At 68.8% G+C, this 22,516-nt stretch carries 20 protein-coding genes, 1 rRNA gene and 1 riboswitch; of the genes, 6 read left to right on the forward strand and 15 right to left on the reverse strand.

What is annotated here, in order from left to right:
- Nucleotides 1-112 precede the first annotated feature (112 nt).
- The gene (locus AB0E78_RS38940) at nt 113-541 is read left to right on the forward strand and encodes an SRPBCC family protein (protein WP_361843523.1); all 429 of its coding nucleotides are present in this window, start codon (nt 113-115) and stop codon (nt 539-541) included.
- Nucleotides 542-644: 103 nt separating this feature from the next.
- On the opposite strand, the gene AB0E78_RS38945 is transcribed toward AB0E78_RS38940, so the two are convergent.
- Nucleotides 645-1,265, reverse strand: coding sequence for a PadR family transcriptional regulator (locus AB0E78_RS38945; protein WP_361843526.1), 621 nt, complete (start codon nt 1,263-1,265; stop codon nt 645-647).
- 295 nt (nt 1,266-1,560) lie between these two features.
- On the opposite strand from AB0E78_RS38945, the gene AB0E78_RS38950 reads away from it, so the two are divergent.
- Nucleotides 1,561-2,382 carry a PhzF family phenazine biosynthesis protein gene (locus AB0E78_RS38950; protein ID WP_361843528.1) on the forward strand — a complete coding sequence of 274 codons (822 nt, stop codon included), beginning with the start codon at nt 1,561-1,563 and terminating at the stop codon, nt 2,380-2,382.
- Between the two features lie 105 nt (nt 2,383-2,487).
- Here the strand turns inward: AB0E78_RS38950 and AB0E78_RS38955 are convergent, their stop codons facing one another.
- Complete coding sequence (locus AB0E78_RS38955) at nt 2,488-3,288, reverse strand: type II CAAX endopeptidase family protein (RefSeq protein ID WP_361843531.1); 801 nt, start codon at nt 3,286-3,288, stop codon at nt 2,488-2,490.
- 166 nt (nt 3,289-3,454) lie between these two features.
- On the opposite strand from AB0E78_RS38955, the gene AB0E78_RS38960 reads away from it, so the two are divergent.
- On the forward strand, nt 3,455-5,227 hold the full coding sequence (locus AB0E78_RS38960) for a substrate-binding and VWA domain-containing protein (protein WP_361843532.1): 1,773 nt from the start codon (nt 3,455-3,457) through the stop codon (nt 5,225-5,227).
- Between the two features lie 18 nt (nt 5,228-5,245).
- Here the strand turns inward: AB0E78_RS38960 and AB0E78_RS38965 are convergent, their stop codons facing one another.
- Nucleotides 5,246-6,763, reverse strand: coding sequence for a glutamate--cysteine ligase (locus tag AB0E78_RS38965; RefSeq protein ID WP_361843535.1), 1,518 nt, complete (start codon nt 6,761-6,763; stop codon nt 5,246-5,248).
- Nucleotides 6,764-7,246: 483 nt separating this feature from the next.
- On the opposite strand from AB0E78_RS38965, the gene AB0E78_RS38970 reads away from it, so the two are divergent.
- Both AB0E78_RS38970 and AB0E78_RS38975 read left to right on the forward strand, forming a co-directional pair.
- Complete coding sequence (locus AB0E78_RS38970) at nt 7,247-7,831, forward strand: hypothetical protein (RefSeq protein WP_361843538.1); 585 nt, start codon at nt 7,247-7,249, stop codon at nt 7,829-7,831.
- 305 nt (nt 7,832-8,136) lie between these two features.
- Entirely contained in the window at nt 8,137-8,343 is a 207-nt protein-coding gene (locus tag AB0E78_RS38975; RefSeq protein ID WP_361843540.1) for a DUF5999 family protein, read from the forward strand.
- Between the two features lie 89 nt (nt 8,344-8,432).
- Here the strand turns inward: AB0E78_RS38975 and gcvP are convergent, their stop codons facing one another.
- The gene (gene gcvP, locus AB0E78_RS38980; protein WP_361843543.1) at nt 8,433-11,318 is read right to left on the reverse strand and encodes an aminomethyl-transferring glycine dehydrogenase; all 2,886 of its coding nucleotides are present in this window, start codon (nt 11,316-11,318) and stop codon (nt 8,433-8,435) included.
- A 197-nt stretch (nt 11,319-11,515) separates the two neighbouring features.
- A riboswitch (glycine riboswitch) is annotated at nt 11,516-11,613 on the reverse strand.
- A 144-nt stretch (nt 11,614-11,757) separates the two neighbouring features.
- Here gcvP and AB0E78_RS38985 point away from each other — a divergent pair.
- Complete coding sequence (locus tag AB0E78_RS38985; RefSeq protein WP_361843546.1) at nt 11,758-12,138, forward strand: PRC-barrel domain-containing protein; 381 nt, start codon at nt 11,758-11,760, stop codon at nt 12,136-12,138.
- Between the two features lie 46 nt (nt 12,139-12,184).
- Here AB0E78_RS38985 and AB0E78_RS38990 read toward each other — a convergent pair whose 3' ends face one another.
- The 11 genes from AB0E78_RS38990 to rrf all read right to left on the reverse strand — a co-directional run.
- The gene (locus AB0E78_RS38990) at nt 12,185-13,609 is read right to left on the reverse strand and encodes a DNA polymerase IV (protein ID WP_361843549.1); all 1,425 of its coding nucleotides are present in this window, start codon (nt 13,607-13,609) and stop codon (nt 12,185-12,187) included.
- A 72-nt stretch (nt 13,610-13,681) separates the two neighbouring features.
- Nucleotides 13,682-14,317: a MerR family transcriptional regulator gene (locus AB0E78_RS38995; protein WP_361843551.1), complete on the reverse strand. Its 636-nt coding sequence runs from the start codon at nt 14,315-14,317 to the stop codon at nt 13,682-13,684.
- Between the two features lie 172 nt (nt 14,318-14,489).
- The gene (locus tag AB0E78_RS39000) at nt 14,490-14,963 is read right to left on the reverse strand and encodes a bifunctional nuclease family protein (RefSeq protein WP_006123076.1); all 474 of its coding nucleotides are present in this window, start codon (nt 14,961-14,963) and stop codon (nt 14,490-14,492) included.
- A gap of 53 nt (nt 14,964-15,016) precedes the next feature.
- The gene (locus AB0E78_RS39005) at nt 15,017-15,760 is read right to left on the reverse strand and encodes a MerR family transcriptional regulator (RefSeq protein WP_361843554.1); all 744 of its coding nucleotides are present in this window, start codon (nt 15,758-15,760) and stop codon (nt 15,017-15,019) included.
- 42 nt (nt 15,761-15,802) lie between these two features.
- The gene (locus AB0E78_RS39010) at nt 15,803-16,771 is read right to left on the reverse strand and encodes an FHA domain-containing protein (protein ID WP_361843585.1); all 969 of its coding nucleotides are present in this window, start codon (nt 16,769-16,771) and stop codon (nt 15,803-15,805) included.
- 82 nt (nt 16,772-16,853) lie between these two features.
- Nucleotides 16,854-17,720 carry a DUF881 domain-containing protein gene (locus tag AB0E78_RS39015; RefSeq protein ID WP_361843556.1) on the reverse strand — a complete coding sequence of 289 codons (867 nt, stop codon included), beginning with the start codon at nt 17,718-17,720 and terminating at the stop codon, nt 16,854-16,856.
- A gap of 5 nt (nt 17,721-17,725) precedes the next feature.
- Entirely contained in the window at nt 17,726-18,058 is a 333-nt protein-coding gene (locus AB0E78_RS39020; protein WP_030794354.1) for a small basic family protein, read from the reverse strand.
- Nucleotides 18,055-18,954 (reverse strand): DUF881 domain-containing protein, encoded by a 900-nt coding sequence (locus tag AB0E78_RS39025; RefSeq protein WP_361843559.1) that lies wholly within the window; start codon nt 18,952-18,954, stop codon nt 18,055-18,057. Before AB0E78_RS39025 ends, AB0E78_RS39020 begins: the two co-directional genes overlap by 4 nt.
- An 89-nt stretch (nt 18,955-19,043) precedes the next feature.
- Nucleotides 19,044-21,539 (reverse strand): mannose-1-phosphate guanyltransferase, encoded by a 2,496-nt coding sequence (locus AB0E78_RS39030; RefSeq protein ID WP_361843562.1) that lies wholly within the window; start codon nt 21,537-21,539, stop codon nt 19,044-19,046.
- 113 nt (nt 21,540-21,652) lie between these two features.
- On the reverse strand, nt 21,653-22,261 hold the full coding sequence (locus AB0E78_RS39035; protein WP_361843564.1) for a CDP-alcohol phosphatidyltransferase family protein: 609 nt from the start codon (nt 22,259-22,261) through the stop codon (nt 21,653-21,655).
- A 161-nt stretch (nt 22,262-22,422) separates the two neighbouring features.
- A 5S ribosomal RNA gene (gene rrf / locus AB0E78_RS39040) occupies nt 22,423-22,516 on the reverse strand; the annotation flags it as partial.

Below are 22,516 nucleotides of genomic sequence, written 5' to 3' on the forward strand. Positions count from 1 at the left end.
CGGCAAGGACATCTGACGGTTCATCAGTATTGAATGTTAAGGGCCCTGCGGCTACGTTCCGCGACACCGCAGCTGCGCCCCGCCGCAGCGCCCGAAGAAGAGGGGTCGTCGCATGGCCGAAGTCAGCGCGGAAGCACGGATCGAGGCGCCCGCCGAGAAGGTCTGGGCCCAACTCACCGACTTCTCCTCGTACGGCGAGTGGAACGCCACGCACACCAGTTTCCCGAACGGCGCCCCCACCACGCTGGAGGCGGGCGGCACGTTCGCGGAGAACATGAAGCTGATGGGCTTCCCCGCCGAGGTCAACTGGACGATCGAGGAGCTGGAGAGCGAGCGCACCCTGGCCATCAGGGGCAAGGGGCCGATGGGCGTCACGGTCGGCACCCGCTACAGCCTCTCCCCTGACGGCGACGCGACGAACGTACGCATAGACGGGGAGTTCACGGGCGCGGCGGTCTCCTTGATGGCGGGCAAGCTGAAGGACTCGGCGACGGCCGCGCTCAACGAGTCGCTGCGGAAACTGTCGGGCCTGGTGACCTAACCGAACCTCCCCACCCCGACTCCCCCTGACACAAAGAGGCGCCCCACACAGGAAGTGCGGGGCGCCTCAAGGGCAATGGGGGTCAGCAACAACCCCCACCACCTCAGTCCTCATCGGCGAGGATCAGATACAGCTTCTTACGGGCGTCGTTGATGACCGTGAGAGCCTTCTCGCGCTGTTCCTTGCTGCCGGTCTTCCAGACCTGGCCGAACGCCTCCATCAGACCGAAACCGGCCTGCCGGATCTCGGTCAGCGCCTCCCAGTCGACCCCGCGCCCGGCCTCTTCCCAGGGCGCGTCGGGACCTTCGTCGGCCGCGGTGCGACCGGCGTCGGTGAGCGAGAAGAGCTTCTTGCCGCCCTCGCTCGCGCTGCTGATCAGGCCCTCGTCCTCCAGGAGCTGGAGGGTCGGGTACACCGAACCGGGGCTGGGCTTCCACGCCCCGCCGCTGCGCTCGGCGATCTCCTGGATCATCTCGTAGCCGTGCATCGGCCGGTCCTTCAGGAGAGCGAGGATCGACGCGCGTACGTCACCGCGCCTCGCCCTGCCTCGCGGACCGCCCCTGCCGCCACGACCGCCCCAGGGGCCGCCGGGTCCACCGGGGCCGCCGAAGCCGGGCCCGAAGGGACCGAACGCCGCGCGCCGCCCCTCGAAGCCGCCCCGGCCTTCACGGCCGGGGCCACACTTTCCACGTCCGTGTTCGTGCTCATATCCGTGGGAACGCATAACAATCACTCCTCTTGTACGTGATGTACGTGTCGTTGTAGGTGATCTATCGCGCCATCGTTGATCTGTCGCGATACCTCAACGATATATCGGAACAGTTCGCCTGACAAGCCCCCGATCCCCACAGCACTCCCAGACGCATACGGCGGCGCCACGCGCGCATACCTCCATCCCGGCGGCAGAAGGCCAGGACCGGCCCCGCATCCCGGCCGGTCCACTCGCGGCGCCCCAACCGGGCCACTCGCCCCCAATTGGCCTTATCCGCCGGAACCATTGGCCCGCTAACGTCGTCGACATGACCTCTTCTCACCGCATCCGCATCGTCGACGCCTTCACCGACCGGCCCTTCGCGGGCAACCCCGCAGGAGTCCTCCTCCTCGACGCCTTCCCCGACGACGCCTGGCTCCAGAGCGTGGCCGCGGAGGTCAACCACGCCGAGACCGCCTTCGCCCACCGCCTCCCCGCGGGCGGCGAAGCCGACTGGGCGCTGCGGTGGTTCACGCCCGCCACCGAGGTCGACCTCTGCGGCCACGCCACGCTCGCCACCGCCCACGTCCTCCAGGCCACCGGCTCCGCCGAAGGCCCCGTACGGTTCGCCACCCGCAGCGGCGTCCTGACCACGATCGCCCACGCGGACGGCACCGTCACGATGGACTTCCCGACCGCCCCGCTCACCCCGGCCGCTATCCCCGACGGCGTGGCCCAAGCGCTCGGCGCCGAGCCGCTCGCGGTGTACGACGCCGGGGCGAACCTCGGCGACCTGCTGGTCGAGCTCGCCGACGAGAAGACAGTGCGCTCCCTCACTCCAGACCACAAGGCCCTGATCCAGCACTCCGAGCGCGGCATCATCGCCACAGCACTCGCCGAAGACCCCGCCCGCGGCTACGACTTCGTCTCGCGGGGCTTCTTCCCGCGCGTCGGCATCGACGAGGACCCGGTGACCGGCAGCGCCCACACGGCGCTTGCCCCCTTCTGGTCCCAGCGCCTGGGCCGCACGGAGCTCACCGGCCTGCAGGCGTCGGCCCGCAGCGGCCTCGTCCGCACGGAACTGCGCGGCGACCGCACCCTCCTGACGGGCCGCGCGGTCACCGTCATCGAGGGCGACCTGTACGCCTGAACACCGGGGCGCCTGAACCTGGGCGCCTGAACACCTGGGAGCCCGGACAGGGCTGTGGGGACGTACGCCCCAGCTGTCGTACGTCCCCACAGCACCGCCCGCCGCCTAAGGCGTAGGCAGCCACCCCACCTTCCCCGCAAGCAGCGCGTACCCGACGAACGCGCCGATATCCAGCAGCGAATGGGCCACCACCAGGGGCCCGACCCGCCCCCACCGCCGGTACAGGAGCACGAAGACCACCCCCATCGCCATGTTCCCGATGAACCCGCCGATGCCCTGGTAGAGGTGGTACGAGCCGCGCAGCACCGAGCTCCCGACCAGCGCGGCCATCGGCGTCCACCCCAACTGGCCGAATCTGCGCAGCAGATAGCCGACGACGATCACTTCCTCGAGCACCGCGTTCTGCACCGCGGACAGCACGAGCACCGGGAACTTCCACCACACGTCGGGCAGATCCTCGGGCACCACCGTCAGGTTGAACCCCAGCCCCCGCGCCGCCAGATAGAAGGCGATCCCGGTGCTGCCGATCACCGCGGCGACCGCCGCCCCGCGCCCCAGGTCCGGCCACGGCCTGCTCCGGTCGAAGCCGATCGAACGCAGCCCCGCACCCTCCCGGATCAGGAAGTGCGCGACCAGTGCCACCGGCACCAACGCGGTCGTGATCCCGAACAATTGCCACGCGAGATCAAGCCATGGCCGCCCCGGAGCGGCGGACGCGTTCATGGTCGCCGCCTGATCCTTCAGACCCCCCGGTTTGGTGACCGACCCGACAAAGCTGATCAGCGCGGACACACCGCTCGCGCCCAGTGAGAGCGCCAGGACGAGCAGCGTCTCGTCCCGGAGGATCCGTCGCGATGGCCCCTCACCCCGAAAAGAACCGGCCAACGGCCCGGACTCCGCTTGCACTCCGCCTCCAGTTGAGTAATCCCGCCTCATCCCCATCCCCGTCCCGCTAGGGTCTCGAAAGAAGTTACGAAGATCGTGCGCGACAGGCCGAGGGGGACGGACGCCGATTGCGGTCAGGCCACCCCCTCTTTCCTTGCTTCATCACTCAAGGAGGGGCACCACCGCCATGGGACGTCACAGCTTGCCCGATGAGTACGGGACGGACGCACCCGACCCTCGGCCACGCACCCGCGGTCGCACCGTGGCCATCGCGACGGCACTCGTCCTGACGGTCGCCGCGGGCACGGCGGTCGCGGTCCGCAGCGACCTGCTGAGCTTCGGCGGTTCGTGCCGCGACGACTCGGTGGAGCTGGACCTCGTCGCCGCCCCCGACATCGCCCCCGCCCTGCGCGAGGCGGCCGACGACGCGCGCGAGAAGGAGGTCACGTCCGACGGGGCGTGCATCGACGTCCGGGTCTCGGCCCGTGATTCGTACAAGGTCGCCGACGAGCTGCGCACGGGCAAGGGCAAGCCCGGCTACGACGTATGGGTGCCGGACTCCGAACTGTGGCTGCAGCGCGTGGGCCTGGGTGGCAGACAGAACAGCGTGTCCGCCGCGGGGAACATAGCCTCATCCCCGGTTGGCATGGCCATGGTCCCCTCCGCCGCCGAGACCCTTGGCTGGCCCAAGAAGACGTACGACTGGCCGAAGTTGACCGGCGCGGCGATGAAGGGCGACAAGCTGCGGCTCGGCGCCGCCGATCCCGCGCGCAGCGCGACCGGCCTGCTGGCACTCGCGAAGCTGAGCGCGTCGGCGAAGAAGTCGGGTGGCAAGGACGGGGACACCCAGGCCGCCGCGCTGGCCAAGGCGCTGTCCGCACGCACGTCCGACAGCGACAGCCAGCTCCTCGACACCCTGGCCCGCGATTCCTCCGGGACCGAACAGGGCAACCCGCGCCGCAACCAGGCGCTGATCCTCTCCGAGCAGGCCGCGTTCGCGCACAACGCGTCGGCGGGCGAGGAGAACAGCCTGGACATGTTCTATCCGAAGGACGGCTCGCCGCGCCTCGACTACCCGTACACGCTGGTCCAGGAGGACGAGCTGTCCACGGACCAGAGCCGGGCCGCCCTGCGTTTCATGACCCTGTTCAGCGACGCCGAGGGCCGCGCGATCCTGGAGAAGCACGGCTTCAGGACCGGCACCGAGGACCCGCCGGAGAAACTCGTCACGGCGGCGGGCGGCCGCACACCCCAGCCGTACGGCGCCGAGGCGAGCGATCCGCCCTCCGAGAAGGAGCTCCAGGAGACGCTCGGCATGTGGACGATCACCGTCCAGAGCGCCCGGATCAGCACGGTCGTCGACGTCTCGGACTCCATGGGCCAGTTCGTGCCGGGCCGCAACCAGTCCCGGATGGAGGTCACCAAGTCCTCGCTCCTACAGGCACTCGCCGGGTTCACCGACGAGGACGAGATCGGCCTCTGGGAGTTCGCCACGCTCCTGGACGGCGAGCGCGACTACCGCAAGCTCGTGCCGACCCAGCGGCTCGGCGACCGCAAGGGCGACGGCACCCAGCGGGACAAGGTCGCGGAGGCCTTCAGTGACCTCACGCCCATCCCGGGCGGCGCGACCGGCCTGTACGACACCACGCTCGCGGCGTACAAGGAAGCCACGTCCACCTACGCGCGCGGCAAGTTCAACGCGCTCGTGGTGCTCACGGACGGCGCGAACCAGGACCCCGGCTCCCTCTCGCGCAGCAACCTCGTCTCGCAGCTGGAGAACCTCTCCGACCCCAAGCATCCGGTGCCGCTCATCGCCATCGCGGTCGGCCCGGACGCGGACAAGGAGGAGGTCGTGCAGATCGCGGAGGCGACCGGCGGATCGGGCCACCAGGTCGACGACCCGGCGCAGATCCACGCGGTCATCCTCAAGGCCATCATGGAGGCGGGCAGCCACGGCTGAGCCCGCAAGCCGTGCGCCTCAGCTCAGGGCCGCGGGTTCGGGAAGTCCGACCGGCCAGGTGTGCACCGGCTCCCCCGCGTGCATCAGCTCGGCGTAGCGCCGTGTGGTCGCGGCGAGCGCGGCCTCGCGTTCGAGCCCGGTCTCCAGGGCCTGATGGTAGGTGGCCGCCTGCCAGGACGCCCCGTTCACCCGGCGCCTGCACCGCTCCTCGATGACGCCGAGGTAGAAGTCCCGGTCGGCCGCCTCGACACCCCACGCGTCGAGCCCGGCCGCGGCCAGCGGCAACAGTTCGTCGCGTACGAGAGCGACCGCGGGCACCTCCACGATCCCGCCCGACCGGCCGCGCCGCGGCCACCGCAGCCGGGCCTCGATGCCGTCTCGGCACGCGGTGTCGAAGTTGCGGGCCGCGGTGTCGAAGGGCAGCCGGGTCCACACGGGCCGGGGCTCCTCGGCGAGGGCGCGTACGACTCCGTAGTAGAAGGCCGCGTTGGCGATGACGTCGGTGACGGTGGGGCCCGCGGGCAGGACGCGGTTCTCCACCCTCAGGTGCGGGACACCGCCCGCGATGCCGTACACGGGACGATTCCAGCGGTACACGGTGCCGTTGTGCAGGACGAGTTCGCCGAGCTGCGGCACCCGGCCGTCGTCGAGCACCTCCAGCGGCTCCTCGTCGTCCATGAGGGGAAGCAGCGCGGGAAAGTACCGCAGGTTCTCCTCGAAGAGCTCGTAAGCGTCGCTGATCCAGCGCTCGCCGAACCAGGTCCGCGGCCGTACGCCCTGGGCCTGGAGTTCGGGCGGACGGGTGTCGGTGGACTGCAGGAACAGCGGTGGCCGCGACTCGCGCCACAGCTCACGCCCGAAGAGGAACGGCGCGTTGGCGCCGACGGCGACCTGCGCCGCGGCGACGGCCTGGGCCGCGTTCCACACGTCGGCGAACCTGTCCGGCGTGACCTGGAGGTGCAACTGCACCGACGTGCACGCCGCTTCGGGCGCGATCGACGCGGAGGTGCAGGTGAGCCGCTCCACGCCCTGGATGTCCAGGACGAACTCCTCGCCGCGGGCGGCCACGATCTGGTCGTTGAGGAGCGCGTAGCGGTCGACGTCGGAGAGGTTTCCCGAGACCAGGTCGTGATGCGCGAGTGTCGGCAGAATGCCGATCATCACGATGCCGGCGTTCACCTCGTTCGCTTTTCGGTGGGCATAGGCGAGGCCGGTGCGCAGCTCCTCGGCGAGACGGTCGAGAACACGTCCGCCCAATCGGTGCGGTGCGATATTGACTTCAAGATTGAACATTCCGAGTTCCGTCTGGAAGTCCCGGCTCGCGATCCGTTCGAGAACTTCCGCATTCAGCATGCGCGGCATGCCGTCGGGTCCCGCGAGATTCAGTTCGATCTCCACACCCATCAGGTTCTTCGGACGGTCGAACCGCTCCTCGTCCAACAGCCTCCGCAGCCCCGCCAGACACGCCTTGAGCTTGGTCCGGTACCGGTTCCGCTCGGCCAGGTCAAACGTTCCTGCTACGACCTTCTCCCCCATCGAAGCGTCCCCTCCTCTGATGGGCAGCCAATGATCCGGCCGCTGTGTCTCGGTGGATGATGCCCTGCAATGTGATCGATAACGCCCCGCACATGCCCCCGGCCCAGTAGGCTCTTTGCCAAGTCCGGGCGGCACATTCACCAGGCATGAGGTGCGCCGGGGAATCTTCGCACCGACGCCTGGTGAAAAGCACCGACGAGAATCGGCCGACCGCTCCCGCGAAGGGAGCCGAGGTCAAACGTCCAGGCTCATCAGGAATCGGGTTAAATCCCGCAAAATGGCGACCGAATAACGCCTTGCAGGCAATATAGGGTGCGGTTAGACGAAACACTGCCTGAACACGTGTCGTATAAACTCCGCGAACGAGGCAGAGAGTTGGCGCTCGCGGTCCCTTGCCCCCGCCCCTCTGCCCCCGGAGCAGACAGCGACGTCCGCACCTGTCCTCGTTCCACCGTGCCTGTCGAATGAGAGAGGCGACCCACCATGCCGCTGCAAGTCCCCCCGGCTCCCGCGCCCGCCCTGCGCAGCGTCCTCGCGGCACTCGGTTCACCCACCGCCGTACGCGAAGCCCGCACTCCGTCCCTGCGCGCCGCACAGGGACCCGTAAGCCCCGAACTTCCTTTGCCCGTGCACGTACTTGACCGGCTCGCCCCGTCGGGCGCCTCGCCCACCCGGCTCGCCGGGTGGCGCTTCCTGATCCGGGCCGGCGAGCGAGCCGTCGCCGCGGCGGACACGATGCTGACGCCCGACGGATGGACCTTCTCGCACTTCTTCGAGGGTCCGTACATAGCGTCCACCGAGCGCGCCCTCCGTCAGGCCGAAGCGATGCCGATGCCATACCAGCCACGACTGTTGTCCGTACCCGAGCTTTACATGCTGACACTCTGGTTGCACGGCGACTGCACCGCGGACGGCGCGGGCGGAAATCTCGCGCCCTCCGATGTCCTCGTACCCCTGGCGCCCGCGCCCCCGGGCATCGCGGCACACCGCCCGCACCGCGCCACGGAGCTCCTGGAGGTGCTCACCCACCGCATGACCCCGGCGCCGCTGCTCGGCTCACCCGCCTGACCTCGCCCTACGTCCCCGTGCCCCGCCGCCGCATCGGCCGCGGGGCTCGGCGCGTCATGGGCCCATACGGACTAGCCCGGTATGACCACCCCGAACCACCCGAAGAGACAGTGCAGTTGGGCTGAACCGTCCGGGCGGGTGATACGTCATTAAGCAGTAAGGAGCGCTGCCGCTAAATCCCTGCGGATTGACGTCCGTAGGGCAACACTGGGACCGGACCGACTACACGGGGGGCGGCCATGAACACCGCATCGAGCCGCAAGGCAGACGTCACAGCCATCACACCGCAGCGAAAGAACCCTTCCATGTGCCAGCACCAACCACCCTGCCCGACAGCCGACTCCGCCGACCGGGAAGCCGCGCTCCTCATGGCGAGCCACCCGGAACAGGGCTGGAGCCTGCTGTGCAACGGCGTCCTCCTCTTCGAGGACACCGGTGAGTTGCTGCCGGACGGCCAGATCATCGCCCCGCATCGACCGCTGGGCACGGACAAGATCATGACGGCCGCCTGACGCGACGGCAGCACGGCAGGGACAACAAAGGGGCCGACCCGGAGAGACACACCTCCGGACCGGCCCCCACGCATGTTCGGGACCCGATATCAGTCCTCGTACGCATCCAGCGGCGGGCAGGAGCAGACCAGGTTCCGGTCGCCGTACGCCTGGTCGACGCGGCGCACCGGCGGCCAGTACTTGTCCGCGGGCACGACACCGCCCGGGAAGACGGCTTCCTCACGGCTGTAGGCGTGCTCCCAGTCGCCGCCGAGCGCGGCCGCGGTGTGCGGAGCGTTGCGCAGCGGGTTGTCCTCGGCGGGCCACTCGCCGCCGACCTTCTCGATCTCCGCGCGAATGCCGATCATCGCCTCGCAGAACCGGTCGATCTCGACCAGGTCCTCGCTCTCGGTCGGTTCGATCATCAACGTCCCCGCGACCGGGAACGACATGGTCGGCGCGTGGAAGCCGTAGTCGATGAGCCGCTTGGCGATGTCGTCGACGCTGACGCCGGTCGCCTTGCTGATCGGCCGCAGATCGATGATGCACTCGTGCGCGACGAGCCCGCCGGGACCGGTGTAGAGCACCGGGAAGTGCGGCTCGAGGCGCTTGGCGATGTAGTTCGCGGAGAGCACGGCGACCTGCGTGGCGCGCTTGAGGCCCTCGCCGCCCATGAGGCGTACGTACGCCCAGGAGATCGGCAGGATTCCGGCCGAGCCCCACGGCGCGGCGGAGATCGGGCCGACGCCCGTCTCGGGGCCCGCGGCCGGCTGCAGCGGGTGGTTGGGCAGGTACGGCGCGAGGTGCTCGCGCACACCGACCGGACCGACGCCCGGGCCACCGCCGCCGTGCGGGATACAGAAGGTCTTGTGCAGGTTCAGGTGCGAGACGTCGCCGCCGAACTTGCCGGGCTGGGCGAGGCCCACCAGGGCGTTGAGGTTCGCCCCGTCGACGTACACCTGACCGCCCGCCTCGTGCACGGAGGCGCAGATGTCGGCGACGTGCTCCTCGAACACACCGTGCGTGGACGGGTAGGTGATCATGAGCACGGACAGCTCGTCGCGGTGCTTCTCGATCTTGGCGCGCAGGTCCTCGACGTCGATCTCGCCGTCGTCGCTGGTCTTCACGACGACGACCTTCATGCCGGCCATCACGGCGCTCGCGGCGTTGGTGCCGTGCGCGGAGGACGGGATGAGGCAGACGGTGCGCTGCTCGTCGCCGTTGGCGCGGTGGTAGCCGCGCACGGCCAGCAGTCCGGCCAGCTCGCCCTGCGAACCGGCGTTCGGCTGCAGCGAGACCTTGTCGTAGCCGGTGACCTCGGCGAGCCGCTCCTCCAGCTCACGGATGAGCGTCAGATAGCCCTGCGCCTGCTGGGCGGGGGCGAAGGGGTGCAGCTGCCCGAACTCGGGCCAGGTGACCGGCTCCATCTCCGTGGTCGCGTTGAGCTTCATCGTGCAGGAGCCCAGCGGGATCATGCCGCGGTCGAGCGCGTAGTCACGGTCGGCCAGCTTGCGCAGGTAGCGCAGCATCGCGGTCTCGGAGCGGTACTGGTGGAAGACGGGGTGCGTCAGGTACTCGTCGTCACGCAGCAGCCCCGCCGGGAGCGTGTCCGCGGTCTCCGCGTCGAGCGCCTCGATGTCGGCCTCGACCCCGAATGCGCCCCAGATCGCGGTCAGTTGCTTGCGCGTGGTGGTCTCGTCGCAGGCCAGGGAGACGTGGTCGGCGTCGATCTGGTGGATGTTGACGCCACCCTCACGGGCCGCGGCGACGAGCTCGTCGGCCCTGCCGGGCACCCGCACGGTCAGGGTGTCGAAGTACGCGCCGTGCACGACCTCGACCCCGCCGGCGGTGAGCCCCGCGGCCAGCACGGTCGCGTAGCGGTGGGTACGCCGCGCGATGGACCTGAGGCCCTCGGGTCCGTGGTAGACCGCGTACATTCCGGCCATCACGGCGAGCAGCACCTGAGCGGTACAGATGTTGCTGGTGGCCTTCTCACGGCGGATGTGCTGCTCACGGGTCTGCAGCGCGAGCCGGTAGGCCTTGTTGCCGTCCGCGTCCACGGAGACACCGACGAGCCGTCCGGGCAGGCTGCGCGCGAACTTCTCGCGCACCGCCATGTAACCGGCGTGCGGGCCGCCGAAGCCCATCGGGACGCCGAAGCGCTGCGTCGTTCCGACGGCGATGTCGGCGCCGAGCTCACCGGGCGAGGTGAGCAGCGTCAGGGCCAGCAGGTCGGCGGCGACGGAGACTATGGCGCCGATCTCGTGCGCCTGCTCGATGAGGGGTTTGATGTCGCGTACGGCACCGGAGGCGCCGGGGTACTGGATCAGTACGCCGACGACACCGCGCTCGGCGGCCTCGGCCGGGATGCCGTCACTCAGATCGGCGACGACGACCTCGACGCCGGTCGGCTCGGCGCGGGTCTGGATGACGGCGATGGTCTGCGGCAGCACGTCGGCGTCGACGAGGAAGACACCGTTCTTGACCTTGCCCATGCGGCGCGAGAGCGCCATGGCCTCGGCGGCCGCGGTCCCCTCGTCGAGCAGGGAGGCACCGGAGGTGGGCAGCCCGGTCAGCTCGGCGACGACGGTCTGGAAGTTGAGCAGCGCCTCGAGGCGCCCCTGCGAGATCTCGGGCTGGTACGGCGTGTAAGCGGTGTACCACGCCGGGTTCTCCATGACGTTCCGCAGGATCACCGGCGGAGTGAACGTCCCGTAGTAACCGAGGCCGATCATGGAATCAAGCACCTGGTTACGGTCCGCGAGGGAACGCAGCTCGGCGAGGACCTCGGCCTCGGTGCGCGCTCCCGGCAGGTTCAGCGCCTCGGCGTTCTTGATCACATCCGGCACGGCTGCGGCGGTCAGCTCGTCGAGCGAGCCGTATCCGACCTGCGCGAGCATCTTGGCCCGTGCTTCGACGTCGGGACCGATGTGCCGCTGCTCGAAGGGAATGCCCTGTTCGAGCTGGGAGAGCGGGATGCGAGGGGTGGCGGTCATTGCGGAGGCCTCCTGGTCTGACGCGACCTGCGAGGGGCACCACGGCACGGGTACCCGGACGGCCTCCCCCTCTGTCATCTCAACCTGAGAGTTTCACCGGTCCGCGCCCCAGGAGAGGCGTCGTACCGGCTTTCACCGTCGGTGAGGAAGGGATTCGAGCGTGCCCGCCCGACGCCCGCCCTACTTTCCAGAGTGACCTCGTCCGTGCGGTACAGGGGCCTGAGAGATTCCGGGGAGGAGTTGCTCCTTCGGCGCCTCCGGTGTCTCCACCGGAGAGCTCTCCCGCACGGGGTCAGCAGCCAAGCGCCAGCCTACCAGCGAGGACCGCGGCCCATCCCTCGAGTGGCCGCCTGCCCCGAAGTGCTCTTTCGTAGTGATTACGAACGAACGAGGATGAGTTACGCCCCACTTCGACACGCCTCGACCAGTTGGAGGGACCGTGCAGACCGATATCGATCCGCGCAACTTGATCGGCCGCAAGGCGTTCGACCGGACCGGGGCCAAGATCGGCACGATCGACGAGGTCTATCTCGACGACGCCACCGGCGCCCCGGAGTGGGCGGCCATACGCACGGGTCTGTTCAGCCGGGACGCGTTCGTCCCTCTCGAGCCCAGCGAGCTCAGGAGCGACGGCACCCTGCGCATCCCCTTCGAGCGCTCCCTGATCAAGGACGCCCCCGACTTCGGCGTGGGCCGCCACCTCTCCCCCGAACAGGAACTGCAGCTCTACCACCACTACGGCCTGGACATCACACCCCCGCAGTCACCGCCGCCGCCCGACAAGGACTTCGGCACCATCGCAGGCCAGGAGAGCCCCTGACGCTCACCCCGCCCGTACCGGTGGCCCCAGGTGCCACAGACCCCCATCACCGCGGCTCCAGCGCCTCAGGAGCCGCCACCAGCGGCAAGGGCTCCGCGGGCTCCAGCGCCGGATCATCCGTACGGAACGTCCGCACCCGCCCCGGCACCGTCGACTCGGGCGTCTCGAAGCGGACCGTGACCCGCCCCAGGCCGCTGCCCTGCACCCACCCGTGCCCGTACTCGGCATGCCGCACATCGTGCCCGGCGGACCACCGCCGCTCGGCCGCCGCGACCGGCTCCGCCACCGTCTCGCCCACGGGCTCCGCCGCCGCCTCCCCGCCCCGCTCCTCCTGCGCCGCCTCCCGCTGCGTCTCCAGTGCCTCCACGGCCTCGGCATCGGCCTCGGCCTGCGCCTGGGCCTGGGCCTGCGCGAAGAGGTCCTCCTGCGTGTAGTCGGCGAGCCCCGTGACGCCCACACCGAGGAGCCGCACGCCCCCGGTGGTGTCCACGGACTCGAGGAGCCGCGCGGCGGCCTCCCGCACCACCCCGGGGTCGTCCGTCGGCCCACGCAGCGTCTCGGAACGCGTCAGCGTGGAGAAGTCGAACCGCCGCACCTTCAGGACGATGGTCCGCCCCGAGTGTCCCGCCGCCCGCAGCCGCTCCACACACCGGTCGGCGAGCCGCGCGACCTCGCCCCTGACCCGTACCCGGTCATGGATGTCCACGTCGTACGTGTCCTCGACGCTGACCGACTTCGATTCCCGCTCCGCCACCACGGGCCGCTCGTCCCGCGCCAGCGCCATCAGGTACAGCGCGCTCCCGTGCGACTTCCCCAGGAGCCGTACGAGCTCGTCCTCGCCCGCGCCGGCGATCTCCCCCACGGTCGTGATCCCGCCCCGCCGCAGATGATCCCCGGTGGCGGGCCCGACCCCGGGCAGCGTCCGCACCGACATCGGCGCGAGCAGGTCCCGCTCGGTCCCGGGCACTATCAGCCGCAGCCCATCGGGCTTGGCCTCCTCCGAGGCGATCTTCGCCAGCATCTTGCACGCGGCGAGCCCGACCGACCCCGCGAGCCCCGTCACCGCCTTGATGTCCGCGCGCAGCCGCTCGCCCACCACCAGCGCGGACGCCTGGTCGTCGGCCACGCCACCCGCCTCCAGGTCGACGAAGGCCTCGTCCAGGCTGAGCGGCTCCACCAGCGGCGAAAGCTCCCGCAGCAGCGCCATCACCTGGTCGCTGATCTCGCGGTAGAGCCCGAAGCGGGGCACCAGATAGGCGGCATGGGGCGCCAGCCGCCGCGCCTGCCCCATGGGCATCGCCGAGTGCACACCGAACTTCCGCGCTTCGTACGAAGCCGTCGCCACCACGCCCCGCGGCCCCAGACCGCCCACGACCACGGCTTTCCCGCGCAGACTCGGCTTCGCGGCCTGCTCGGCGGACGCGTAGAAGGCATCCATGTCCAGATGCAGAATCGTGGGCGCGGTTCTCACACCCCTGATGCTGCCCTACGCCACTGACAACGCCCCCTGAAACGGCACGCGCACCCGCAGGCCGCGACCGCCTCACACGGCCCTGTTGCGCCGCCTCGCGAGCTCATCGGCGGGGTTCTGCCGCACCAGCGTCTCCCCGGTGTCGATCCGCTCCCCGTGCAGCTGCGAGAGCGCCGATTCCACGTCACGCCACACGACGCCCACGGCGATCCCGAAGACCCCCTGGCCGCCCTGGAGCAGGTCGTGGACCTCGTCGGGCGACGTGCACTCGTAGACCGTGGCGCCGTCGCTCATGAGAGTCATCCGCTCCAGGTCCTGGAAACCGCGGTCCCGCAGGTGCTGCACCGTGGTCCGGATGTTCTGCAGGGACACACCGGTGTCGAGGAACCGCCGCACGATCTTCAGGACGACGACGTCCCGGAAGCTGTAGAGCCGCTGGGTCCCCGACCCGCCCGCGGACCGCACACTCGGCTCGACGAGACCCGTACGGGCCCAGTAGTCGAGCTGCCGGTACGTGATGCCGGCGGCCGCGCACGCGGTCGGCCCGCGGTAACCGATCTGTTCCTGTTCGGACTGTCCGGACGTGGCGTCCCCGCTCCCCTGAACGCTCCCCTGAACCGCCATCGGCCTCTTCGGAGAGTGACCGGCCGCGCTGCTCTGAAGCGGATACGGACCGCCCATCGCCGTACCGTCGCCGCTGCTTCTCACGCCGACCTCCGTCCTTGACCTGCCTCCACGACGGTAGGCAGTCACCAGGGGCTCGTCAACGATCGCCACACTCGGCACGCCGAGTGATAATCACCCTAAGAGTGGTTTGCCGTACCGCGCCGCCGGGAACGGCTAGTCGAATGGTCCGCCGGGACCCTCGGGAAGCGACGGCCTACTGGCTGTTGGTACCGAAGTCCTCGGGCGAGATCTGGTCGAGGAACTCGCGGAACTTCTCCACCTCGTCCTCCTGCTCGTCCGGAATGGCGATGCCCGCGTCGTCCAGGACACCGTCACTGCCGTAGATCGGCGTTCCGGTGCGCAGTGCGAGCGCTATGGCGTCGGACGGCCTCGCGCTCACCTCGACTCCACTGGCGAAGACCAGCTCCGCGTAGAAGACCCCTTCTCGGAGGTCCGTGATGCGCACTTCGGTGAGCTCCTGACCCACCGCCTCCAGCACGTCCTTGAACAGGTCGTGGGTCAGCGGCCGTGCGGGCGCCATCCCCTGCTGTGCGAAGGCGATCGCGGTCGCCTCCCCTGGTCCGATCCAGATGGGGAGGTATCGATCGCCTCCCACTTCACGCAGGAGCACGATCGGTTGGTTGGAGGGCATTTCCACCCGGACACCTACGACGTCGAGCTCGTTCACACAGCAACCCTAGGACGTGCCCGGCCGGTTTGGGTAGTCGGGCACCCCCCGAGTCAGGGCAACCGCACTCCGAGCGCGGTCTGCACCAGCGCAGAATGGAGCTTTCCGGTCAGCCCCGCCAGTTCCTTCGTACGGGCTTCCGCATGGGCTCTGGTCTGCGGATTGCGGTGCCGGCGCAGCGGCGCGACGACCTGGTCGACCAGGCCCGCCTCACGCTCGGCCGCCGACTTCAAGGTGCGCAGATGCCTGGGTTCGATACCGAATCGCCCAAGTTCGACGACGAGCGCGGCGACCGTCACGGCCTCCGCGTCATAACCGCCGTCCGGCAAGGGCACGATGAGTCCGTACGTCTCCCAGTCGGCGAGCTGCTCCGCGTCGATCTCGGCGGCGGCCAGCAGCTCCGCACGGCCCACACGGGCAGCAGTGGGCTCCCCGGCATCACTGACGCCCCAGGCGTCACCGGGCTCGCGCGGCTGTCCCAGAGAGGGCATGGAGACCCGCTCACCGCGCTCCATGGCGTCCAGGTGCTCCCGGATCACCTTGAGCGGCAGATAGTGGTCCCGCTGCATCCGCAGGACGTGACCGAGCCGCTCGACGTCCTCCGGGGTGAATTTCCGGTAGCCCGACGGCGTGCGCTCCGGCTCGATGAGTCCTTCCGACTCCAGAAAACGGATCTTGGAGATCGTGACCTCGGGGAACTCGTCACGCAGCGCGTTCAGCACCGCGCCGATGCTCATCAGCCGACGGTCCTCGGCGGCGGTGCCGTTCCCGGCACCGCCACTCGGTGTTTGAAGCATGGACCTTCCTGGGGGTCCCCCCGGACGAAGTCCGGGGGAGGATCAGATGCCGATGCCCCGCTGGCTCGCGTAGAAGACCAGCCGGTACTTGCCGATCTGCACCTCGTCGCCGTTCGACAGCGCGACCGAGTCGATGCGCTCCCGATTGACGTACGTGCCGTTGAGGCTGCCCACATCGGCGACGGTGAAGGAACCGTCACCGAGGCGACGGAACTCCACGTGGCGACGCGAGACGGTCACGTCGTCCAGGAAGATGTCGCTCTGCGGGTGACGCCCCGCCGTGGTCAGCTCGCCGTCCAGAAGGAAGCGGCTGCCCGAGTTCGGTCCACGGCGCACCACGAGGAGCGCGGAGCCGAGCGGCAGTGCGTCGACGGCGGCCTGGGCCTCCGGCGAGAGGGCGGGCGAGGCGGTCTGCCCCGTCACCTCCGCGTCGTAGGCCTCCAGGCCGGAGATGGAGATCGTGGAGGTCGTCTCGGACGGACGCTCCGGCGCGGCCCCGGCCCGCAGCGGCGCGCCGCAGTTGGAGCAGAACCGGCTCGCCTCGGCGTTACGGTTCCCGCACCTCGTACACACCAGGGCCATGGACGGATCCTCCTGCCGCGGCTGCCCCGCGGGGGCATTCGATGCGTACGGGCCGGGGGTAAACCCTCCACCCGTACTTGAGGTTGACGGTTCTCCGAAACCTATGCGGCCCGGACCGGCAGGGTCAACAGACGACGCGCCCTGCGCGCCCGAAATGTCACCGCCTGGCCCACCGACCTGATCACGGAACATCGGGCGCTCGGCGCCCTGGTCCTCGGCATCTCCATGGCGCGGGGCACGGTGGCGGGCGGTGGCGGGATTGCCACTGTCCTCACGTGCGCTCTTGCCGAACAACTTCGCAAACAACTTCACGGGCGATTCCCCTTGACCGAAACAGACCCGCCCGTGGGGCAGGACGAACCCTGATTGCACACACCGGCGTACATCGGCAGCACAGACATCCTCACAACGTCCGCACCCACCAAACAGTTTCCACCACGCACCACGCTTACAGTGCGCCGACCCCCCGCAACCTCATGCCCTCGACCGGCGGGCCCCATGCACCCCCGCCTCACTGGGACGACGACCGAGCGTAGTCAGGCCGCTTCGCCGGTCGCAAGGCGTCCACCACGATCTTCTCCGCGCGCGTCACGGTGACGGTGGCCTGCTCCTTCTCCAGAGTCTGCACCACGCCACCTGGGATGTTCAGCGCCGGCTCGAGGTCCTGCGGCTTGCCGATCACCTTGAACCGATAGGGCTTGCCGACCTTGCGGCCGTCCACCCGGACACCACCACTGTCCGTACCCGACAGATAGGTGTTGGCCACTACGCGTACATCATTGATCTGGATGGCCTCGGCACCCGCGGCACGCAACTCCTGAATGGCATCGAGCAGCATGTCCGCCTCGACCGACCCCTTCTTGTCATCAATGGTCAGCGTGATCCCAGGACCCTGCGCGGCCACGGTGCCCGCCAGAATGCCGAGTTGACGCTCCTTCTCGACCGTCTGCTTGCGGGCCTCCTCGGCCTGGTCCGAGCTGTTCTCCAGCCCGGTCCGCTGGTCCTCGAGACGCTGCTTCTCACCTTCCAGACGCTGTGTACGGTCATCCAGTTCATCGAGGATGCGTACGAGATCTTCCTGACGTGCGCCGCGGAGCGCGCTGCTGTCGTTGTTGGAGCGCACCTGGATGGCGAGACCGAGCCCCAGCACGAACAACAGCAGGGCCACGATGAGTTGAGGGCGCGTGACGCGCGGCGGCCACAGCCCCTCCGCCAGCCGCTGACGGCCGCTGAGCGACGCCTGCCCGCCCTGCGGCTCGTCGTGCCGCTCGTCCGGCTCGGGCGACGCGCCGTCCCCGGGCCCGGTGGACACGCCGCGTACCTCTGCGGGCAGTTCCCTGCTCCGGCTGTCGCCCCCGGGCGTCTCGTCCGTACCCATCGGTGTCACGCCCTGAAGATGTGTCGGCGGATGGCGGCGGCGTTGGAGAAGATCCGGATGCCGAGCACCACCACGACGCCGGTGGAGAGCTGCGCGCCCACGCCCAACTTGTCGCCCAGGAAAACGATCAGGGCGGCGACGACCACGTTCGAGAGGAACGACACCACGAAGACCTTGTCGTCGAAGATGCCGTCGAGCATCGCGCGCAGACCTCCGAACACCGCGTCGAGTGCCGCGACCACGGCGATCGGAAGGTACGGCTCGACCACGGCCGGAACCTCGGGCCGGACCAACAATCCGGCCACGACTCCCACGACGAGGCCCAGTACGGCGATCACGATGTGCCCTTTCCTGCCTTCGGCTCTGCTGTACGTACGGTCACACTCGGTGCTGCCGGCAGTAGGACATCGTCCTGGACGGAAATGCTGGTCCGGACGTCGAAGTTCTCCTGCAGAGCATGCAGATACTGACCGTCGCGACTGTTCTGGAATCGCGTACTCAAACGCTGTCCGTCGCCTACGGCAAGCACCGTATACGGCGGTACGAGCGGCTTGTTGTCGACCAGTATCGCGTCACCCGCGGCCCTGATCGCCGACAGTGCCGTCAGCCGCTGGTCATTGATGGCGATCGCCTCCGCGCCGGACTGCCACAGGCCGTTGACGACCCGTTGCATGTCACGGTCACGGACCCGTCCCGTGTCGGAGAATCCCGCGCTCTCACGCGGCCCGCCCCCGCCCTGGTCGGCTTCCTTGGCGTCGTCCACCACAAGTTTCACGCCGGGCCCATGGATCTTGGTCGCACCCGACAGCAGGGACACCAACTCGCCCTGGCTGCCCCCGTGTTTCTTCAGTGCCTCACGCTGCCGCTCGCCCACGTCGTCCCGGAGCGTCTCGACGTCCCCTTCGAGCTCGTCGGCGTCCGAGGTCGCCGACTCGATCCGGTCGATGAGCTCCGCGCGCTCTTTTGCGACGACCGGAGCCGCTATCCGCGCCTGCGCGGCACCCACCGTCACCACCAGGGCCGCGAGCACGAGCCCGAGGGCGAGACCGAGCTTCGCCCGCAGCGGACGCGGCACTCCACCGGCGCCGTTGGCCTTCTTGCGGGCCGCCGCCTCGGCGTATCCCTCGTCCAGGCTGTGGTCCATGACCGTGTTCAGCAGCGACATGGAGGCATCCGGGCGCCGGGGGCGCGAGGGGGTGCTCCGAACGGGGGGCTGCTGCGGCATGCCGCACATCGTCGCACGTCGCGGGCGTTACCTCCGAATGGCCCCACCGGCGTGCCGGACGGCACCTGTCAAGGGTGCCGTCCGGCCCGTGCCACCGGTCAACGACCGGCGCTGTCCACCACCGCGGACCACTCGTCGAGCAACGCCTGAGCGGACGCGTCGTCGGGTCCCTCGGCCCACAGATGAGTGACGGCCTCCGCGGGGTCGGGCAGCACCAGCGCCCACCGCCCGTCGGACTCCACGACCCGCACACCGTCGGTGGTGTCCACCGAACGCTCCCCGGCCGCCTCCACCACGGTCCGCATCACGAGCCCCTTGACCGCCCACGGCGTCGCGAGGTCACGCCGCAGCACATGGGCACGCGGGATACGTGCGTCGATCTGGCTCAGCGTGAGCTGCGTCCGCGCCACCAGACCGATGAGCCGCACAAAGGCGGCCGTACCGTCGAAGACGCTGCTGAACTCGGGAATGATGAAGCCGGCGCGGCCGTCCCCACCGAAGATGGTCGACTCGTCACGCCCCACGCGCGTCAGGTCGTCGGGCGACGTGGTCGTCCAGTCGACCTGCGTCCCGTGGTAGGCGGCCACCTGCTCGCCGATGCGCGTCGTCGTGACCGGCAGCGCGACGCGACCGCTGCGGCGTTCCGCGGCGACCAGGTCGAGCATGACGAGCAGCGCGCGGTCGTCCTCGATGATCCGCCCCTTCTCGTCGACGAGCGAAAGCCGCTCGCCCACCGGGTCGAACCGGACACCGAAGTCAGCACGCGAGGACGCCACGATCTCGCCCAGCCGCACCAGGCCCGACCTGCGGGTCTCATAGGTCTCGGTCGGACGCGACTCGTCGAGCCCCGGATTGATGGTCAGCGCGTCGACACCGAGCCGCCCGAGGAGGCTCGGCAGCACAAGACCGGCGCTTCCGTTGGACGCGTCGACAACGACCTTCAGGTTCGACTCCGCCACACCTGTGGTGTCGACATTGCGCAGCAGCGAACCCGTGTAGGAGTCGAAGACGCTGGACGGGAAGTGCAGGTCCCCGATCTCCCCGGGGAAGGCCCGCCGGTACTCCTGGCGTGCGTACACCCGGTCCAGCTTGCGCTGACTCCCCTGCGAGAGGTCGGCCCCACGCCCGTCGAAGAACATGATGTCGACGGAGTCAGGCACCCCCGGCGTCGTCCGGATCATGATCCCGCCGGCACTGCCCCGAGCCGTCTGCTGCCGAGCCACGGGCAGCGGTACGTTCTCCAGGTCCCGTACGTCGATGGCGCTGGCCTGCAGCGCCGAGATCACCGCTCGCTTCAGCGCCCGCGCGCCTCGTGAGTGGTCACGGGCCGTGGTGACGGTCGAGCCCTTCTTGAGGGTCGTGGCATACGCCCCCGCGAGCCGCACCGCGAGCTCCGGCGTGATCTCCACGTTCAGGATCCCGGAGACACCACGTGCCCCGAAGAGATGGGCCTGGCCCCGCGACTCCCAGATGACCGAGGTGTTGACGAAGGCGCCGGCCTCGATCGTCTTGAACGGATAGACGCGGACATTGCCCTGGATAATCGATTCCTCACCGACGAGGCACTCGTCGCCGATGACGGCACCGTCCTCGATGCGGGAGGCCCGCATGATGTCGGTGTTCCTCCCGACGACACAGCCCCGCAGGTTGCTGTGCTGGCCGATGTAGACGTTGTCGTGCACGACGGCCTTGTGCAGAAACGCGCCCGCCTTCACGACGACGTTCGATCCCAGGACCGTGTGCTCACGAATCTCGGCGCCGGCCTCGACCTTGGCGTAGTCACCGATGTAGAGCGGCCCGCGCAATGTGGCGTCGGGGTGCACCTCGGCGCCTTCGGCAACCCACACACCGGGCGAGATCTCGAAGCCGTCGAGCTCGACGTCGACCTTGCGCTCCAGCACGTCGGCCTGAGCCTTGACGTAGCTCTCGTGCGTGCCGACGTCCTCCCAGTAGCCCTCGGCGATGTACCCATAGATGGGCTTGCCTTCCTTCATGAGCTGGGGGAAGACGTCGCCGGACCAGTCCACCGACACGTCGGCGTCGACGTAGTCGAAGACCTCGGGCTCCATGACATAGATGCCCGTGTTCACCGTGTCGGAGAAGACTTGCCCCCAGGTCGGCTTCTCCAGGAAGCGTTCGACCTTTCCTTCTTCGTCCACGATGGTGATGCCGAATTCCAGCGGATTGGGTACGCGCGTCAGGCAGACGGTGACGAGCGCGCCCTTCTCCTTGTGGAAGTTGATCAGCTCGGTGAGATCGAAGTCGGTCAGTGCATCACCGGAGATCACGAGGAACGCATCGTCCTTCAATGCTTCCTCGGCGTTCTTCACACTCCCGGCAGTGCCGAGTGGCTTCTCCTCATTGGCATAGGTGAGCTCCATCCCGAGCTCTTCACCATCGCCGAAGTAATTCTTGACCAGAGAGGCCAGGAACTGGACTGTCACTACGGTCTCGGTGAGCCCATGCCTCTTGAGCAGCCGCAGCACATGCTCCATGATGGGCCTGTTGGCCACAGGCAGGAGCGGCTTGGGCATGCTCGAGGTCATAGGGCGAAGGCGCGTGCCTTCGCCTCCGGCCATTACGACGGCCTTCATGTCGGAAGCGTCCTCCTCATTAGACGACGATCTAGCCGACTTAGCCCGCCAAGATAGCCCCGTGAATGCCTCTCACGGGACTGCAAGCCTCTACAGCTGCCAAATCGGCAAGCTCAATCGGCCGTGATGTTCGCACGGACAAGGCGGCGGACCTGGACCACGTAGAGGATCCCTGCCCACCAGTACAGACTTGTACCCCATCCTGCGAACGCCCATCCGAAAATAGCAGCGAGTGTGCTGATCCAGCCACTTCCGTCGCTGAGGAGCAGTAGTGGAAAGGCGTACATCAGGTTGAAGGTGGCCGCCTTGCCGAGGAAGTTCACCTGGGGCGGCGGATAGCCGTGACGCCTGAGGATCCAGACCATCACCAGCAGCATCAGCTCACGCAGCAGCAGCGCCGCGGTCAGCCAGAACGGAAGGATCTCCCGCCAGGTGAGCCCGACCAATGTCGACAGGATATAGAGCCGGTCAGCGGCCGGGTCGAGCAACCGCCCGAGGTTGCTGATCTGGTTCCAGCGGCGTGCCAGCTTGCCGTCGAGATAGTCGCTGATGCCGCTCAGCATCAGTACCAGCAGCGCCCAGTGGTCGCTCTTGGGCCCGCCGAACTCCGGCCTGAGGATCAACCACAGGAAGAGGGGGACGCCAACGAGACGCGCCATGCTGAGCACGTTCGGGATGGTGAGGACCCGGTCCGTCTGGACGCGAGTCTCCTGGACCTCCACCCGGGGGCCTCCTGTGGGAAATGAGCCGATGATGCCCCCTGACCTTACCGTCAGTTGTCAGCCGGCGGTGCAGAGGGGTGGCGCGGAGCCACAAAGGCCCGGAAACGCAAAAAGCCGTGGTCCCTGGACAATAAAGTCCAGGGACCACGGCTATAAAATGAGTTCGGCGGCGTCCTACTCTCCCACAGGGTCCCCCCTGCAGTACCATCGGCGCTGTGAGGCTTAGCTTCCGGGTTCGGAATGTAACCGGGCGTT

It is taken from the genome of Streptomyces sp. NPDC032198, assembly GCF_040636975.1.
Classification (GTDB): Bacteria; Actinomycetota; Actinomycetes; order Streptomycetales; family Streptomycetaceae; genus Streptomyces.

Excerpts from the sequence above, each read along its gene's own strand:
- AB0E78_RS38940 (WP_361843523.1), top strand. The coding sequence starts at position 113 with ATGGCCGAAGTCAGCGCGGAAGCACGGATCGAGGCGCCCGCCGAGAAG.
- AB0E78_RS38945 (WP_361843526.1), bottom strand. The coding sequence starts at position 1,265 with ATGCGTTCCCACGGATATGAGCACGAACACGGACGTGGAAAGTGTGGC.
- AB0E78_RS38950 (WP_361843528.1), top strand. The coding sequence starts at position 1,561 with ATGACCTCTTCTCACCGCATCCGCATCGTCGACGCCTTCACCGACCGG.
- AB0E78_RS38960 (WP_361843532.1), top strand. The coding sequence starts at position 3,455 with ATGGGACGTCACAGCTTGCCCGATGAGTACGGGACGGACGCACCCGAC.
- AB0E78_RS38965 (WP_361843535.1), bottom strand. The coding sequence starts at position 6,763 with ATGGGGGAGAAGGTCGTAGCAGGAACGTTTGACCTGGCCGAGCGGAAC.
- AB0E78_RS38970 (WP_361843538.1), top strand. The coding sequence starts at position 7,247 with ATGCCGCTGCAAGTCCCCCCGGCTCCCGCGCCCGCCCTGCGCAGCGTC.
- AB0E78_RS38975 (WP_361843540.1), top strand. The coding sequence starts at position 8,137 with ATGTGCCAGCACCAACCACCCTGCCCGACAGCCGACTCCGCCGACCGG.
- gcvP (WP_361843543.1), bottom strand. The coding sequence starts at position 11,318 with ATGACCGCCACCCCTCGCATCCCGCTCTCCCAGCTCGAACAGGGCATT.
- AB0E78_RS39005 (WP_361843554.1), bottom strand. The coding sequence starts at position 15,760 with ATGCTTCAAACACCGAGTGGCGGTGCCGGGAACGGCACCGCCGCCGAG.
- AB0E78_RS39015 (WP_361843556.1), bottom strand. The coding sequence starts at position 17,720 with ATGGGTACGGACGAGACGCCCGGGGGCGACAGCCGGAGCAGGGAACTG.
- AB0E78_RS39025 (WP_361843559.1), bottom strand. The coding sequence starts at position 18,954 with ATGTGCGGCATGCCGCAGCAGCCCCCCGTTCGGAGCACCCCCTCGCGC.
- AB0E78_RS39030 (WP_361843562.1), bottom strand. The coding sequence starts at position 21,539 with ATGAAGGCCGTCGTAATGGCCGGAGGCGAAGGCACGCGCCTTCGCCCT.